Origin of the sequence: Lactonifactor sp. BIOML-A5, assembly GCF_009677585.1 — a bacterium.
Taxonomy (GTDB): Bacteria; Bacillota; Clostridia; order Lachnospirales; family Lachnospiraceae; genus Lactonifactor.
Window position 1 is genome coordinate 89645 of record NZ_WKYV01000013.1, and the last position, 15209, is coordinate 104853.

9 protein-coding genes and 1 pseudogene are annotated in these 15209 nt (G+C 45.8%); 9 read left to right on the plus strand and 1 reads right to left on the minus strand.

Annotated features, from left to right (window positions below; genetic code table 11):
• Nucleotides 1-68 precede the first annotated feature (68 nt).
• The 6 genes from GKG41_RS12015 to GKG41_RS12040 all read left to right on the plus strand — a co-directional run bounded on the left by GKG41_RS12015 (nt 69) and on the right by GKG41_RS12040 (nt 6477).
• Complete coding sequence (locus tag GKG41_RS12015; RefSeq protein ID WP_154258929.1) at nt 69-845, plus strand: helix-turn-helix transcriptional regulator; 777 nt, start codon at nt 69-71, stop codon at nt 843-845.
• Between the two features lie 81 nt (nt 846-926).
• Nucleotides 927-1550: a sugar O-acetyltransferase gene (locus GKG41_RS12020; RefSeq protein WP_154258931.1), complete on the plus strand. Its 624-nt coding sequence runs from the start codon at nt 927-929 to the stop codon at nt 1548-1550.
• 443 nt (nt 1551-1993) lie between these two features.
• Nucleotides 1994-2596, plus strand: a complete 603-nt coding sequence (locus GKG41_RS12025; protein WP_154258933.1) for a TetR/AcrR family transcriptional regulator — start codon at nt 1994-1996, stop codon at nt 2594-2596.
• A 107-nt stretch (nt 2597-2703) separates the two neighbouring features.
• Nucleotides 2704-4476, plus strand: a complete 1773-nt coding sequence (locus GKG41_RS12030; protein WP_154258935.1) for an ABC transporter ATP-binding protein — start codon at nt 2704-2706, stop codon at nt 4474-4476.
• Between the two features lie 2 nt (nt 4477-4478).
• Entirely contained in the window at nt 4479-6212 is a 1734-nt protein-coding gene (locus tag GKG41_RS12035) for an ABC transporter ATP-binding protein (protein ID WP_154258937.1), read from the plus strand.
• A 7-nt stretch (nt 6213-6219) separates the two neighbouring features.
• Nucleotides 6220-6477 carry a zinc ribbon domain-containing protein gene (locus GKG41_RS12040; RefSeq protein WP_256282553.1) on the plus strand — a complete coding sequence of 86 codons (258 nt, stop codon included), beginning with the start codon at nt 6220-6222 and terminating at the stop codon, nt 6475-6477.
• Here GKG41_RS12040 and GKG41_RS12045 read toward each other — a convergent pair.
• The gene (locus GKG41_RS12045; RefSeq protein ID WP_154258939.1) at nt 6474-7937 is read right to left on the minus strand and encodes a GntR family transcriptional regulator; all 1464 of its coding nucleotides are present in this window, start codon (nt 7935-7937) and stop codon (nt 6474-6476) included. The two genes, GKG41_RS12040 and GKG41_RS12045, sit on opposite strands and share 4 nt — an antisense overlap.
• A gap of 164 nt (nt 7938-8101) precedes the next feature.
• On the opposite strand from GKG41_RS12045, the pseudogene GKG41_RS12050 reads away from it, so the two are divergent.
• From GKG41_RS12050 to GKG41_RS12060, 3 genes and pseudogenes are all read left to right on the plus strand, one after another.
• Nucleotides 8102-9232, plus strand: a pseudogene (locus tag GKG41_RS12050) (HD domain-containing phosphohydrolase); the annotation flags it as partial.
• A gap of 40 nt (nt 9233-9272) precedes the next feature.
• Nucleotides 9273-11831 (plus strand): response regulator, encoded by a 2559-nt coding sequence (locus GKG41_RS12055; protein ID WP_154258943.1) that lies wholly within the window; start codon nt 9273-9275, stop codon nt 11829-11831.
• A 110-nt stretch (nt 11832-11941) separates the two neighbouring features.
• Nucleotides 11942-14662 carry a TetM/TetW/TetO/TetS family tetracycline resistance ribosomal protection protein gene (locus GKG41_RS12060; protein WP_154258945.1) on the plus strand — a complete coding sequence of 907 codons (2721 nt, stop codon included), beginning with the start codon at nt 11942-11944 and terminating at the stop codon, nt 14660-14662.
• The last annotated feature ends 547 nt before the right edge of the window (nt 14663-15209 follow it).

The window sequence follows — 15209 nt, forward strand, 5'->3', positions numbered from 1 at the left end:
TGTTGCAAAATGATATTACAGGAAGTATAATTATAAGTATTCATGAAGGATAAGGGGATGGTTTTCACATGAACAGAAACGATTTCATTCAATATAATAATATCGTTTATTCTATTTATAGTAAGCAACAGTTTGATGAAATGAAAAATTGCGTGTTAAAGGGGATCCAGGCTTTGATTCCCTGCACCTTTGCAAGCTTTCTTACATGCAAAACTTCAGACGGATATAAAAGCCTCTGCAGTCCTGTCTGCTATCCTGAAACCTATACACCGGTAGAGCGCTTGTATCTGCAGCTGGAGCAAAACGATTTGAGTAAATGGATGTGTGATGAGTCAGAAAGTGATGTATTTCGTATAACAGATTTGCTCTCAGAAGAAGAACGCAGAAATAATATAATATATCAGAAATGCTATCTTCCCTATAATCTTAAATATTCTGTCTATTCCAACCTTGTACATAAGGGTATTCCTCTGGGTGTACTGAGCCTTTACCGGGCAAATGATATGAATGATTTTGGAGAAAATGATATGTTTCTTTTAAAGTCGCTCTCCAAACATATCAATAGTCGTTTCTATCAGGAGCAGGCGAAGACGGATTCTATGGAGGAAAAGTCTAAGCATCGTGCAATTGCTTTTTCTTCCGAGTACGGATTAACAATGAGGGAATTAGAAATCTTCTTAGCGTTATCCTCTGAAGAGAATAATCAGACGCTGGCTAACAGACTCTTTATCAGCGAGTCAACACTAAAAAAACACTTGCAGAGTCTTTACCGCAAAACCAATGTGAATAGAAAGCTGGAGTTGATCCATTTAAAAGATAGCGTAACAAATCAAAAGTGCTTTTAGTCCATTATTGTGATAGAATGAAGGTGCTGTCTGTTCTATGTAAGACTGGTAGGAAATAGCAAGGATAAGGAGGACAAACGATTGAACAATGGGGAACGAAGAGATCTTGGGATGGCTTATATTGCAGATGAATCCGTCATGGAGGAACAGAAGGTTTGCAGAAAAATTCTGCACAGGCTGAATACTGCAGACCCCTCAGATTTTGAAGAAATCGGAAGAATTGTAAAGGAGTTACTGGGCAAATCTGAACATGCATGCATCAATCCCCCGTTTTATTGTGATTATGGCACTCACATTGAGGTTGGGAAAAACTTCTTCGCAAACTATAACTGCACGATTATAGATGTGGCAAAGGTGACCATTGGGGATAATTGTCAGATGGCTCCGAATGTGGCAATTTATACGGCCGGACATCCGGTGCACCCCACAGCAAGGAATACCCTGTATGAATATGGAATTGAAGTTACCATTGGGGATAATGTATGGATTGGTGGCAATACTGTTATTCTCCCCGGGGTACATATAGGAAGCAATACTGTCATTGGTGCAGGAAGTGTTGTTTCTAAGGATATTCCGGACTGGGTGGTTGCCGTGGGAAATCCCTGCAGGGTGGTTCGGAAAATCACGGAGGAAGATAAGAAGTTTTTATATAAAGACAGAGTATTTGATGAAGAAGTCTGGGATGTGATACAAGGGCTGGAGTGAGAGGAAAGCGATCAGCAGGAAACTGATAAAGAAAGAGGCGGGAAAAATGGCAGAGGATTATAAAGAAGTATTGCAAAATACTGACCTATGCCAAGTGAACGGGAAATAAGAAAACTCTATGTGAATGGGTAAACCATTTGCATAGAGTTTTTCTTTTGTTTACTGAAAATTTTACAGCGTCCGTAGGATGAGCAATCGTTACCGGAGGTGGCGATCTTGGGGGCTTGAGGGATAACTTCGTATCTTTTTCTGCAAAAGGTGTAACAGCATAGCAGCTATGCTGTTACACCTTTCTTGCTGCAATAAAAGTTATACTTAATGTCTGACAACATAAAACACTTTTTTGACTATCTTTCCTCTTGACAAAATCTACTTTTCAGGCCATAATATAACAGTGATATATAACAGTGTTATGTTGGGGGGCGCGTAAAATAAATGGAAATTTGACAACCTTAAACCGAATCCATCAGGCAGCAAAAGCAGAGTTTTTAGAAAAGGGCTACAAGGATGCTTCCCTGCGGAATATCGTCAAATCTGTCGGCATGACTACGGGAGCCTTTTATGGCTATTACAAAAGCAAAGAAGAACTATTCGAGGCTTTGGTAGGTGAGCATTATGCGTATCTGCTTAACTGCTTTCAAAAAGCACAGAAGGAATTTGCCGATCTTCCCCACGAGCGACAGCCGGAAGTGATGAGCGATATTTCCGGCGCTTGTATGTTTGATATGCTCCACTATGCCTATGAACATTTAGAGGAATGTAAACTGATTCTCTGTTGTGCGGAAGGTACAAAGTTTTCCGGCCTTGTTGATGTAATGGTGGAAATTGAGGTTGAAGGCACCCACGCCTATCTAAAGGTTTTGAAAGAATTGGGGCGGCCTGCCCCGCAAATTGACTCTACGCTGGAGCATATTCTGATTACCGGCATGTTTCACACCTTTTTTGAACTGATAATCCACGAGATGCCGCTTCAAAACGCAGAAAACTATGTGAAGGAAATGCGAGCCTTTTATACAGCCGGATGGATGAAAATTATGGGGCAGTAGCGTCCTATAATTTTTACCCCTTGGTTAGTGATGACTAACTTACGAGGATATAAGAAGAACGCACTCGTGTTCTCTTTATCATAAATAAAAGATAGGAGGAATCTTCTTTGAAAAAACAATCCAATCTGTCACGCCTGCTACAGATTGCAGGCAACCACAAATATCTGACCTACGCTTCCTGGGTGCTTTCAGCCATTAGCGCCTTTATTGCGTTAGTGCCCTTCTACTATATCTGGAAGGTTATTCGGGAAGTGTTTAAGGCTGCGCCGGACTTTAGCCGTGCGCAAAATCTGACCCATAATGGATGGATGGCGGTACTGTTTGCGGTAATCGCAGTTTTGGTCTACATTGCGGGACTGATGTGTTCTCACAAAGGGGCGTTCCGTATTGCCACCAACCTGCGCCTTAAAACTATGGAGCATATTGTTAAGCTGCCGCTGGGATTTGCAGAGCAGTTCGGCAGCGGAAGGCTGCGCAAGATTGTCAACGAATCCAGCGCTGCCACCGAAACCTATCTAGCCCATCAGCTTCCTGACCGCGCCAACGCTATCGCCACGCCCTGCGGCCTTTTCATCCTGCTGCTGGTGTTCGACTGGCGGCTGGGACTTTTGAGCCTCGTTCCGGTTGTACTGGGATTTTTAATAATGATGGCGATGACCGGACAGCGGATGCAGGATAAAATGAAAGAATATCAAAACGCCCTTGATGATATGTCCAATGAAGCGGTGGAGTATGTACGAGGGATTCCCGTGGTTAAAACCTTCGGGCAGACCATCTTCTCTTTCAAAAAGTTCAAAGATTCCATTGACAGGTATAAAGCGTGGGTGATTGCCTATACCAAGGAGCTTCGTGCGCCCATGATGCTCTACACGGCGGCTATCAATGGAGTCTTTGCCGCGCTGATTGCCGGTGGACTGATTTTTACCCAAGGCGGCGTTACCAAGGAGTTTCTGCTGGATTTGATGTTTTATATTATCATTACGCCCATCATTTCCGTCACCCTCACCCGTATCATGTTCCAGAGCGAAAACGCCATGATTGTGGACGACGCTTTGCAGCGGATTGACAGCGTGCTGAATCTCAGGCCCCTTGCGGAGCCAGAGAAGCCCGAGTGCCCCAAAGATGCTTCGGTACAACTTAGTCATATTCATTTCAGCTATGATGGAAAAAATGAGGTCATCAAGGATATTTCACTTTCGATTCCCACAGGGCAGACAGTGGCCTTTGTGGGGCCTTCCGGCGGGGGCAAGACCACTCTTGCCAATTTAATCTGCCGGTTCTTTGACCCGCAGAGCGGCATTGTAAAAATAGGTAGCGTGGATGTGAAGAAAATTCCGAAAGAGGAACTTATGAATACCGTCTCTTTTGTATTCCAAAACAGCCGCCTTATCAAAGCCTCGATTTTGGAAAATGTGCGCATGGGTAAGCCGGATGCCACCCGGCAAGAAATCATGGCTGCACTCCACAACGCCCAGTGCGACGATATTCTGGAAAAGCTGCCCCAAGGTGCGGACACCGTGATTGGCACAAAGGGTGTTTACCTTTCAGGGGGCGAACAGCAGCGGATTTCCATCGCCCGCGTTATGCTGAAAAATGCGCCTATCGTTATTCTTGACGAGGCGACCGCCTTTGCCGACCCGGATAATGAATCCCGCGTGCAGTCCGCCTTCTCTAAGTTGTCCGAGGGGAAAACGGTGATTATGATTGCCCACCGGCTCTCTACCGTGGCTGGCGTAGACAAAATCTATGTCGTCGAGGACGGACAGATCACAGAGAGCGGCAAGAGCCGGGAATTACTGGAAAAAGGTGGTATTTTTAGCCGCATGTGGCAGGACTATGAAACTTCCGTTCAGTGGAAGGTTGCAAAGGAGGTACAATAAACATGATAAAATGGCTGCAAAAACGATATGCCCTCTCCCAGCAGGGGGCCAAGGATTTGGTGAAAGGCTGTCTGGCCTGTGTGCTGCAAAACCTTTCCTTTATGTTCCCGGTGGGCCTGCTGTATTTTTTAGTGGGCGATTTGATGAATGACGGTGTTCCGAGTGAAAAACTTATCTTTTACATCGTGGGCTGTGTGGTGTGCATTGGCTTGATCTTGCTCACTACTTACATTCAGTATAACGCCACTTACTTTGCCACCTATAGGGAAAGCGGTGTGCGGCGAATTACGCTGGCTGAACGGCTGCGGAAGATCCCGCTGTCCTTCTTCGGAAAAAAGGATTTGGCAGACCTCACCAGCACCATCATGGCCGACTGCACCTTTTTGGAGCAGAGCTTTTCCCACTTCATTCCCGAACTGGCAGGCTCCATCATCTCCACTGTTTTAATTTCCATCAGTCTTTTGGTGTTCGACTGGCGCATGGCATTAGCGGCGCTGTGGGTATTGCCTGTGGCCTTTGCCATTGTAGGCTTCTCCGCAAATGTGCAGGAACGTCTCAATCAGAAAGCCATGGATGTAAAGATGGCCTGTGCGGACGGGATTCAGGAGTGCATTGAAACAGTGCGTGACCTGAAGGCCAACAATGCCGAACAGGAATACCTGAAAGGCTTGGAAAAGAAAATTCGCGCCGTGGAACACCGCTCCATTCTAAATGAGTTCGGGCTGGCTGCCTTTGTGGTGTCCGCGTCATTGGTATTAAAGCTGGGAATTGCCACTGTTGCACTGATAGGATCTGTCCTGCTTATAGGAGGCAGCCTCAATGTGTTGACCTTCTTCCTGTTTCTGCTGGTTGTCTCACGGCTTTATGATCCGCTGCAAGGGGCGCTGCAAAATCTGGCGGCGGTCATCAGCACCCGCACTAACATCGCCCGCATGAATGAAATCCTCGCTCATCCGATTCAGCAGGGAGAGAACAGGCTTTTCAACAAAGGCTATGATATTACATTTGACCATGTAGGATTTGCCTACAACACGGGAGAAACCGTACTAAGGGATGTTTCCTTTACTGCAAAACAGGGCGAAGTCACGGCTTTGGTTGGGCCTTCCGGCGGCGGCAAGACTACGGTGTCGCGGCTGGCGGCAAGGTTTTGGGATGTGAGCCAAGGAAGGATTTCCGTGGGAGGCATGGATATTTCCAAAATTGACCCGGAGGCGCTGCTTTCCCTGTTCTCTATTGTGTTTCAGGATGTTACCCTGTTTGACAATACCATTCTGGAAAATATACGAATTGGGAATAAGGACGCTACTGATGAACAGGTTTTAGCCGCTGCAAAACTTGCCAATGTGGATGAATTTGCCGAAAAGCTGCCGGAAGGCTGGCATACCAACATTGGGGAAAACGGCTGCGAGCTTTCCGGCGGGGAGCGGCAACGAATTTCCATCGCTCGAGCTTTCCTGAAAAACGCGCCGATTATTCTTTTGGATGAAGCAACCGCTTCCCTTGATGTGGAGAATGAAACCTTGATTCAAACGGCCCTCTCCCGCCTGATTGCAGATAAGACCGTACTGGTGATCGCCCACCGGATGCGCACCGTGGCCGGAGCTGACAAGATCGTGGTGCTTTCGGAAGGGACAGTGGCTGAAGAAGGCGCGCCGAAAACATTGCTGGAACAAAACGGCCTCTACGCTCGTATGGTGAAGTTACAGACAAAGAGCCAGAATTGGAAGCTGACATAGAATTAGTATCTTTTCCGGGCTTCTTTACTGCGCCGACTGCGGGGCCAAGCTGTACCTCTGTACCTGCAAGACCTACAAGGACGACATCCAGAACCATTTTGTCTGCTCCAACTACAAGAGCAACACCGGCTCCTGTAAAATCCACTTTATCCGGGTACAGGTGCTTTACCGGATCGTGTTGGAAACCATCCAGCGGACATTGATTTATGTCCGTATATTCAAAGCAACCGGTCTGAGTGGCGAGTGTAGTGTGGATAACACCTAATATATTTCCGGAATCCGAATCGAAGATACCCGGAGAAAATTGTATTTTTTAATCATATACTTCTTGGCATGTTCTAATGTATAACGATAGCAATCTCTAATGCCAGACGCAAAGGCCTTTGCATTGCCTTCCCGCAGGTGCTGAACTGCTTCAATAATTTGTTCGTTGAGATTTTGAAGCACTTGCTTTTTCGTGTCATAATATGCGATATAGTGACCCCATTCCGTAAGGCGGAATGCTTCTGTCAATATAGTTTGGAGAGGCTTCCATTCAATATGTTTTAAAATTGCCTCGAAAATATCAATGATACAAATGGTATCCTGGCGGGCGAATGTATCACATAATTCGTCCAATTCTTTTGAAGTAAACTTGGGGGCCGCCATCAAAGCTGCTGAGTCGATCATTAATGCCAGCAATTGCAGTGCATAAAGGTATTGGAGTGCCTCTTCTGTTCGTCTTGGATTAGAAAGCACCTGATTCACCCTGGAATCGTCCGGTTCGATCACAATAGTGCCCTTAGCGTTTAATGTCTTTACAAAACCTCTCTGCGCTAGTTCTCCTAATGCTTTTCTGATTGTGGATACAGAGACCCCGTACTGGTGCGCTAATTGTTTCTCATAAGGAAGATATGTTCCGCAGGGATATTCGCCATTGCCGATTTTCTGGTTCAAATCGCTGACGATTCTTGTGTAGAAGTAGTCTTTTCCGCGCGTTGGTCTCCATAAAAAGGAAGCAGATGAGGGCGCAGGACATGGAGAGGTTATACCTGCTAAGTGCTCCAAAGTGGCTGCAATGGAATCGGAAAGTGTTTGAAATAAATGTGCTAACTGTCTATGCTTAACAGCAGGGTCGTTTCCTTTCAAAATATCTACAAGAACATCTGCATTGGATAGGGAGGGCCCCAGAAAGGTTTCTAAAAAGTAAGGACATTCCTCTGTAAAAAAACTTAGATTATTATGAAGCTCAAAGGTGGAAAATAGGTTAGCAAGCAAGGGGTTTCCCCCAATTTCCAATATCTCTTTTATAAACTTAGAAGAAGGCCTCCACCCGCCTCTGGAAAGACCAAGGCGTGATGCTTTTAATGCCTGTTTATAATGAGGCATTATCTCCAAGTTTAAATTCTGGGAGGCAAAAACCAGAAGGGGCGGTAATAGTAACCCAAAGGTTTTATATAGCTGTACAATACTCTCCCTTTTTCTCAATATGTCAAACTCCATGTCCCCGGCCCTCGAAGCACTCTTTCCTGAGAGAACGATTGGGGCAAGGCGCGGCTTTATATCAATAAATCCTTCATCTTTCAATACCTCGAGAACACGGTTAATCGTATAGCGGCTTGCATGGTACTGATTACACAGCATCCTTGAGGATGGCAGACGATTACCGGGAGGAATCTGGCCATTTATAATGAGCTGCTTAATTTCATGATAGATAAATGAGAACTTGGTTTCTTGGGGTTCCATAATTTGTCTCCTGTCCATTCTTATTTTATTATACTCTGTATAGGATAAATTGTCAGTAAAAAACCCACAGCTATATGTATACCTATCCAATATGGTTATTGCGAGACCACACAGAATGAATTTATAATAAAACCGTATTATCACAGGAGAGAGATTAAAGAATAATGGATAAGCAAAAAATCTTAATCGTAGACGATTCAGAAATAAATAGAGCTCTTTTGGCTGATATCCTTAAAGATCAATATGAGGTTGTGGAGGCAGATAACGGTGCAGCGGCAGTAGCGCTTCTATCCCAGCACAGAATGGATTTTTCGCTTCTTCTTTTGGATATTATGATGCCGGAGATGGATGGGTTTGAGGTTCTGTCCTATATAAACAGATATCACTGGAACGACACACTTGCTGTTATTATGATTTCTGCGGATGATTCCCCTGCAAATATAAGACGTGCTTACGACTTGGGGGCCTTTGACTATATCAGCCGTCCGTTTGATTCCGCAATTGTTCATCGCCGTATTTCCAACACGATGCTTCTGTATGCCAGACAGCGTCATCTCGAAAATATTATTACAGAACAATTTAGTGAGCAGGAGAGAAATAATAAGCTAATGATTTCAATTCTGTCTCATATTGTGGAGTTCCGCAATGGGGAAAGCGGTTTGCATGTAGTACATGTTAACACCATCACAGAGCTTCTGCTGAAGCATCTGGTTCAGCGGACAGACAGATATCCCTTGTCGAAAGCGGATATTACGTTGATTAGCACCGCTTCATCCCTGCATGATATTGGTAAGATTTCAATTTCAGACACTATTTTGAATAAGCCTGGGCGCCTTACCGGGGATGAATTTGAAGTGATAAAGACCCACGCGGCAATCGGTGCGGAAATGCTGTCGGAATTACCCATTGAACAGCAAGAGCTGCCTCTTGTCAAAGTGGCTTCTGAAATCTGCCGGTGGCATCACGAAAGATATGATGGAACCGGTTATCCGGATAAATTAGTGGGGGATGAAATACCCATTTCAGCCCAGGTGGTTTCCCTGGCAGATGTATACGATGCCTTAATCAGCGAGCGGTGCTATAAGAAAGCTTATACATATGGCGAAGCATTGACAATGATTTTGGAAGGACAATGCGGAACCTTTAATCCAATTTTGCTCCAATGTCTCCTGGAAACAGCGGATGCGGTTAAAGCCGAGCTAAGAGATATCTCCCTAGAACAAGAGGATAAATATATTCGAAGCATGAGAAACAAAATAGACTATGACAGACTGCTCACCCGTAAAAGGTCAGCTCTCTGTACCGCCAACAGACCTACGGGGAGGAATAGCATCAATGAGCAGAAGACAACATAAGAATCCAACAACGCACTTTCTGCTTTGCAGCTTCATTGGACTTCTGATCTTTAGTGTAGTGGCTTTTGGCCTGCTGGGAGTCTATATGAATCGGAAAAGCAAAAAGACCATTTACGAAGTTGGAGAAATCTATATGGCAGGAATGAATGAGCAAATGTCCAGACATTTTGAAAATGTTATTAAACTGCGCTTTGCTCAGGTAGAGGGCATTACATCTGTGGTTTCAGCAGAGAACAACGACAGAGAGAGCCAATATGAAGAACTTGTTTACAGAGCGCAGGTGAGAGGATTTGACTATTTAGCTATTTGTTCTAAGGAGGGAAACTTTGAAACACTCTATGGAGAGTCCATACAGCCAATTAATCCCGCCCCCTTTGTAGAGGCATTACAGCAGGGAGAACAAAGAGTTGCTGTCGGGGTTGATGCAGTTGGAAATGAAGTGGTATTGTTTGGAGTTGAGGCTGATTATCCGATGCAAAACGGCGAGGAATGCATCGGTCTGATAGCGGCTGTTCCTCTGGATTATATCACCGATTTTCTTTCCTTAGAGGACGAAGGGCAGCTCACGTATTATCATATTATACGGCCGGATGGCAGCTTTGTAATACGTAATTCTAATACTGAATTGTGGGAATGCTTTCGTCTGCTGCAGAAGCAGCATAATTCTGAGACAAATGAATTACTCTCAGAGAGGGAGCTTGAAAGGTTTGCTAATGCACTGAAAAGCGATCAAAAGTACAGTGCAATTTTTAAAGTAAATGGTGAGGACCGGCAAATTTATGGTATGCCATTGCCTTATTCTGAATGGTATTTAGTTGGGGTAATGCCTTATGGGGTATTGGACGAGACTATAAACAGTCTGAGTGTTCAGCGCATAGTCATTACACTGCTGTCCTGCATTTCTGTGCTGATCCTTTTAACCTTAATTTTTATCCGGTACTTTTCCATGACTCGTATGCAGCTGCAGGAGCTGAGGCAGGCGCGTCAGGCGGCCATTGAGGCAAGTAAAGCAAAGAGTGAATTTCTAGCTAATATGAGTCATGATATCCGAACACCTATGAATGCAATAGTAGGGATGACTGCAATCGCCACGGCACACATAAATGACCGGGAACAGGTGAAGAATTGCCTGAGGAAAATCACACTGTCTAGTAAACATCTCTTAGGGCTAATTAACGATGTATTGGATATGTCGAAAATTGAAAGCGGCAAATTGACTTTAACAACAGAGCAGATCTCTTTGAGAGAGGTTACCGAAGGGATTGTTAGTATTATGCAGCCACAGGTGAAAGCAAAAGCGCAATATTTTGATGTACATATTGAGAATATATTGACCGAAAATGTGTGGTGCGATGGGGTACGTCTGAATCAGATTTTGCTTAACCTTTTGTCTAATGCCACTAAGTATACACCTGAGGGAGGCTCTATACAGCTATCTCTGTCAGAGGAAAAATCTCCAAAGGGAGATAACTTTGTGCGAATTCATATTAATGTTAAGGATAATGGAATCGGCATGTCACCGGAATTTCTGAAAAAAATATATGAATCTTATAGCCGCGCGGACGGCAACAGGGTGCATAAAACCGAGGGGGCCGGTTTGGGAATGGCAATCACAAAATATATTGTGGATGCGATGGAAGGAACTATCGATGTACAGAGCGCACCTGGAAAAGGTACGGAATTCCATATCACGGCAGATTTTGAAAAGGCTGCTGCAATAGAGGTGGATATGGTACTTCCGCCATGGAATATGCTGGTAGTTGACGATGACGAATTGTTATGCAAAACCGCCGCAGGCGCACTGCGCTCCATTGGAATTAAGGCAGAATGGACACTGAGCGGAGAAAAGGCGGTGGAATTGGCAAACTATCGCCATAAAAGGAGAGACGATTATCAGATTATTCTATTAGACTGGAAACTGCCTGATATGAACGGCCTTCAGGTGGCAAGAGAGATTCGGCGTAATTTAGGGAGTGAGATCCCTATTCTGCTTATTTCTGCATACGACTGGAGTGAATTTGAAACAGAGGCCAGAGAGGCAGGAATCAGCGGTTTTATTTCCAAGCCGTTGTTTAAATCAACCTTGTTTTATGGCTTGCGCCCGTATATGGGGGGTGATGCAGCAAAAGACCTGGTATTGGAGAAAAATATAAATTTGTCTGATCGGCGTATCCTGCTTGCTGAGGATAATGAACTGAATTGGGAGATTACAAGGGAACTGCTGTCCGACCTGGGCGCGAAACTAGAATGGGCGGAGGATGGACAGATATGTCTGAAGAAGTTCCGGGATTCACCCAAGGGATATTACGATGCCATTCTCATGGATATACGGATGCCCAATATGACAGGGTATGAGGCTGCAAAGGCAATCAGAGGACTGGAGCGTCCGGATTCGTCAACGGTTCCGATCATTGCCATGACTGCGGACGCTTTTTCAGAGGACATCCAACGGTGCATGGAATGCGGCATGAATGCTCATATTGCAAAGCCTGTTGATATCAAAGACTTAACCCGCCTGCTGAAAAAATACTTACGATGAATAGAGTTAAAAACGCGTGTCTGATGGCACGCGTTTTTATAGGTTGTCGACTTATGACCTTTCTTATGCTATAATCTATGGCATTATAGCATAAGAAAGGGGTATTTTCGATGAACGATGCATCAGAAAATAAACCAGAAAATCATAAAAAGCATATATGTGCCGGTCTGCTGGCCCATGTGGATGCAGGGAAAACCACACTGGCAGAGAGTATTTTGTACCTGAGCGGAAGTATTCGGCAGATGGGGAGAGTGGATCACCAGAATGCCTTTCTTGATACTTACGAACTGGAGCGTTCCAGGGGCATTACCATATTCTCGAAACAGGCAAAATTTCTGCTTGGGGATATAGAAGTGGCGCTTCTGGATACTCCGGGGCATGTGGATTTTTCGGCAGAGATGGAGCGGACGCTTCAGATTCTGGACTATGCCATCCTTGTGATTAGCGGCGCCGACGGAGTCCAGGGACACGTGCAGACACTGTGGAGGCTGCTGAAACACTACAGAATACCGGTCTTTCTATTTGTGAACAAAATGGATCAAAATGGGGTAGAGAGGGATAAAATTCTGGGGGAATTGAAAGAAAAGCTTGACGAAAGATGCCTGGATTTTGGAGAGACTCAGGACCAGGAAGAATTTATGGAGAACCTGGCGATGTGTGACGAGACTGCTCTGGAGAGATACCTGGAAACCGGTAGAATAACTTCCAGGGAGACTGCCAAGCTTATAAGCGAGAGAAAAGTTTTCCCCTGTTATTTCGGATCTGCCCTGAAAATAAAGGGAGTAGACAAACTTCTGAGTGGATTAGAGGAGTATATGGTCTGCCCTTTTTATCCCGAAGAGTTTGGAGCAAAGGTTTATAAAATATCCAGAGATCCCCAGGGGAATCGTTTGACTCATATGAAGCTGACAGGGGGCTGCCTGAAGGTTAAGGATCTGCTTGCCGGTGGAGAAGATGGGTCAGGTGTAAGATGGGAGGAAAAGGTGGATCAGATCAGAATCTACTCTGGGGCGGGTTATGAGACAGTAAGTAAAGTGAAAGCGGGTTCTGTCTGTGCAGTGACAGGACTTGGACGGACGTATTCCGGTCAGGGACTGGGGATAGAGTCCGCCTCAGAAGCACCTCTTCTGGAGCCTGTGCTGACATATCAGATTCTTCTTCCTGAGGGATGTGATGTACATGGTATGTTTCTGAAGCTGCGGCAGCTGGAGGAAGAGGAACCGGAGCTTCATATCGTGTGGGAAAAGAGTACGGATGAGATACGGGCCCAAGTGATGGGCGAGATACAGATAGAGATTTTAAAGAGCATGATACAGGAACGTTTTGGCATAGAAGTGTCCTTCGGCGAGGGCAGTATTGTGTATAAAGAAACACTGGAAACCCGGGTGGAAGGGATCGGACACTTTGAGCCTCTCCGTCATTACGCAGAGGTTCATCTTCTGTTAGAGCCCTTAGAGCCGGGTGCAGGGCTTGTATTTGACACGGTCTGCAGTGAGGATATGCTGGACAGAAACTGGCAGAGATTAGTCCTGACCCATCTGAGGGAAAAAGTGCATAAGGGAGTGCTCACCGGCTCAGAGATAACCGATATGAAAATTACTCTGGTGGCTGGGAAAGCGCACCAGAAGCACACAGAGGGCGGTGATTTTCGGGAGGCTACGTACCGTGCGGTAAGGCAGGGTCTAATGAGCGGCAGGAGCATCCTTCTGGAACCTGTCTATGAGTTCCGGCTGGAGGTGCCCGCCGACAAGGTGGGACGGGCTCTGTCTGATATTCAAAAGATGTACGGCAGTTTTTCCCCTCCGGAGCTTGAGGAGGGCTCTGCAGTGATTCTGGGCAGTGCACCTGTGTCCGCCATGGGTGGATACCAGAGAGAAGTGATCGCCTATACCAGAGGAAGCGGAAGATTATTCTGCAGTCTGAAAGGCTACGAACCATGCCATAATGCAGAGGAGGTAATTGCTTCCATTGGATATGAGCCGGAGGCAGATCTTGAGAATCCTACGGGGTCAGTCTTCTGTTCTCATGGAGCCGGGTTTGTGGTACCCTGGGACCAGGTACCCGAATATATGCATGTGGATGGTGGATGGAGATTAAAGGAGGAAAAAAAAGAGGAGTATCCTCCGGAGTTATCCGTTTCTTCCGGATCCGGTTTTCGTGAAAGCTGGCAGAATGAAAAGGAACTGGAGGAGATTTTTGTCCGTACGTTCGGACCCATAAAACGGGAAAAAAATGCCTGGAATCGAAATCATGTCCCTTCCGGGGCAGGAGAAAAGGAAAGAAGACCGAGGAAGCCGGACAGCCAAAAGGAGTACCTTCTTGTCGACGGGTATAATATTATCTTTGCATGGGACGAGCTGAAAGAGCTGGCAGAAGTAAATATTGAGGGAGCCAGAAACAAACTTATGGATATTCTGTGCAATTATCAAGGATATAAAAAGAATACACTGATTCTGGTTTTTGACGCTTACAAAGTAGAGGGGAATCAGGGTGAGGTATTAAAATACCATAATATTCATGTGGTATATACCAAAGAGGCAGAGACGGCGGATCAATATATTGAAAAAGTGGCGCATGAAATTGGTAGAAAACACCAGGTCACTGTAGCCACTTCGGATGCCCTAGAACAGGTAATTATCCTCGGACAGGGGGCAGCCCGGCTGTCCGCTGCAGGGCTCAGGGAAGAGATACAGGCGGCCAATATTGAAATCAGAAATACTTATATGGGGACACATAAGGGGAATAAGAATTATCTGTTTAACCATCTTACCGAGGATATGGCGGAATTGATGGAGGATGTGAGATTGGGGCGGAAGACGTTGGATGAATAGGGGTAAAATTGGGATTTAGGGGTGCAGCGCTTGGACTTCAGCTTAAAGTGATTCAAGTCGGAAAGTGTGAGGTGGCGGGGGGACGGTGAGAGGAATCCCGCGGCAGCGGGCTGGCTGGTTCGGGCGGGAGGGAGGCTTAAGTTCCGGGGACACCTCCGTCGCGAAGAGAGTCTAAGACAAAACCGGAATCCCCGCCGGAGCACCGTTCGTATGTGCAAAGAATGCTTGATGTGCATTCTCTGCCCATGCTCACTTTTTTTCGGCCCGGACTGCCGAAAAAATCTCCTGCGGGAATCCCGGTTTTGCCTAAGACTCTCTAGTCACTCCTGCGGAATCGTCCCCGGAATTTAAGCCCTCCCGCCCGCCCGAACCAGCCAGCCCACCGCCGCAGGATTCCTCTCACCTGGGTATGGGGAAGTTCCAGGGGGAGCTATTTATCCAAAACATCGAGTCATTAATAGTGGGAAACAAGAGGAAAAGTGTACAACGTTCGACCTTCCCCACCCGTTTTCCGTGAATGTGAAGTGAGTCTCTGCCAGGTCAAGGG

Coding starts and splice junctions, on each gene's coding strand:
- GKG41_RS12035 (WP_154258937.1), top strand. CDS start 4,479: ATGATAAAATGGCTGCAAAAACGATATGCCCTCTCCCAGCAGGGGGCC.
- GKG41_RS12060 (WP_154258945.1), top strand. CDS start 11,942: ATGAACGATGCATCAGAAAATAAACCAGAAAATCATAAAAAGCATATA.
- GKG41_RS12015 (WP_154258929.1), top strand. CDS start 69: ATGAACAGAAACGATTTCATTCAATATAATAATATCGTTTATTCTATT.
- GKG41_RS12045 (WP_154258939.1), bottom strand. CDS start 7,937: ATGGAACCCCAAGAAACCAAGTTCTCATTTATCTATCATGAAATTAAG.
- GKG41_RS12055 (WP_154258943.1), top strand. CDS start 9,273: ATGAGCAGAAGACAACATAAGAATCCAACAACGCACTTTCTGCTTTGC.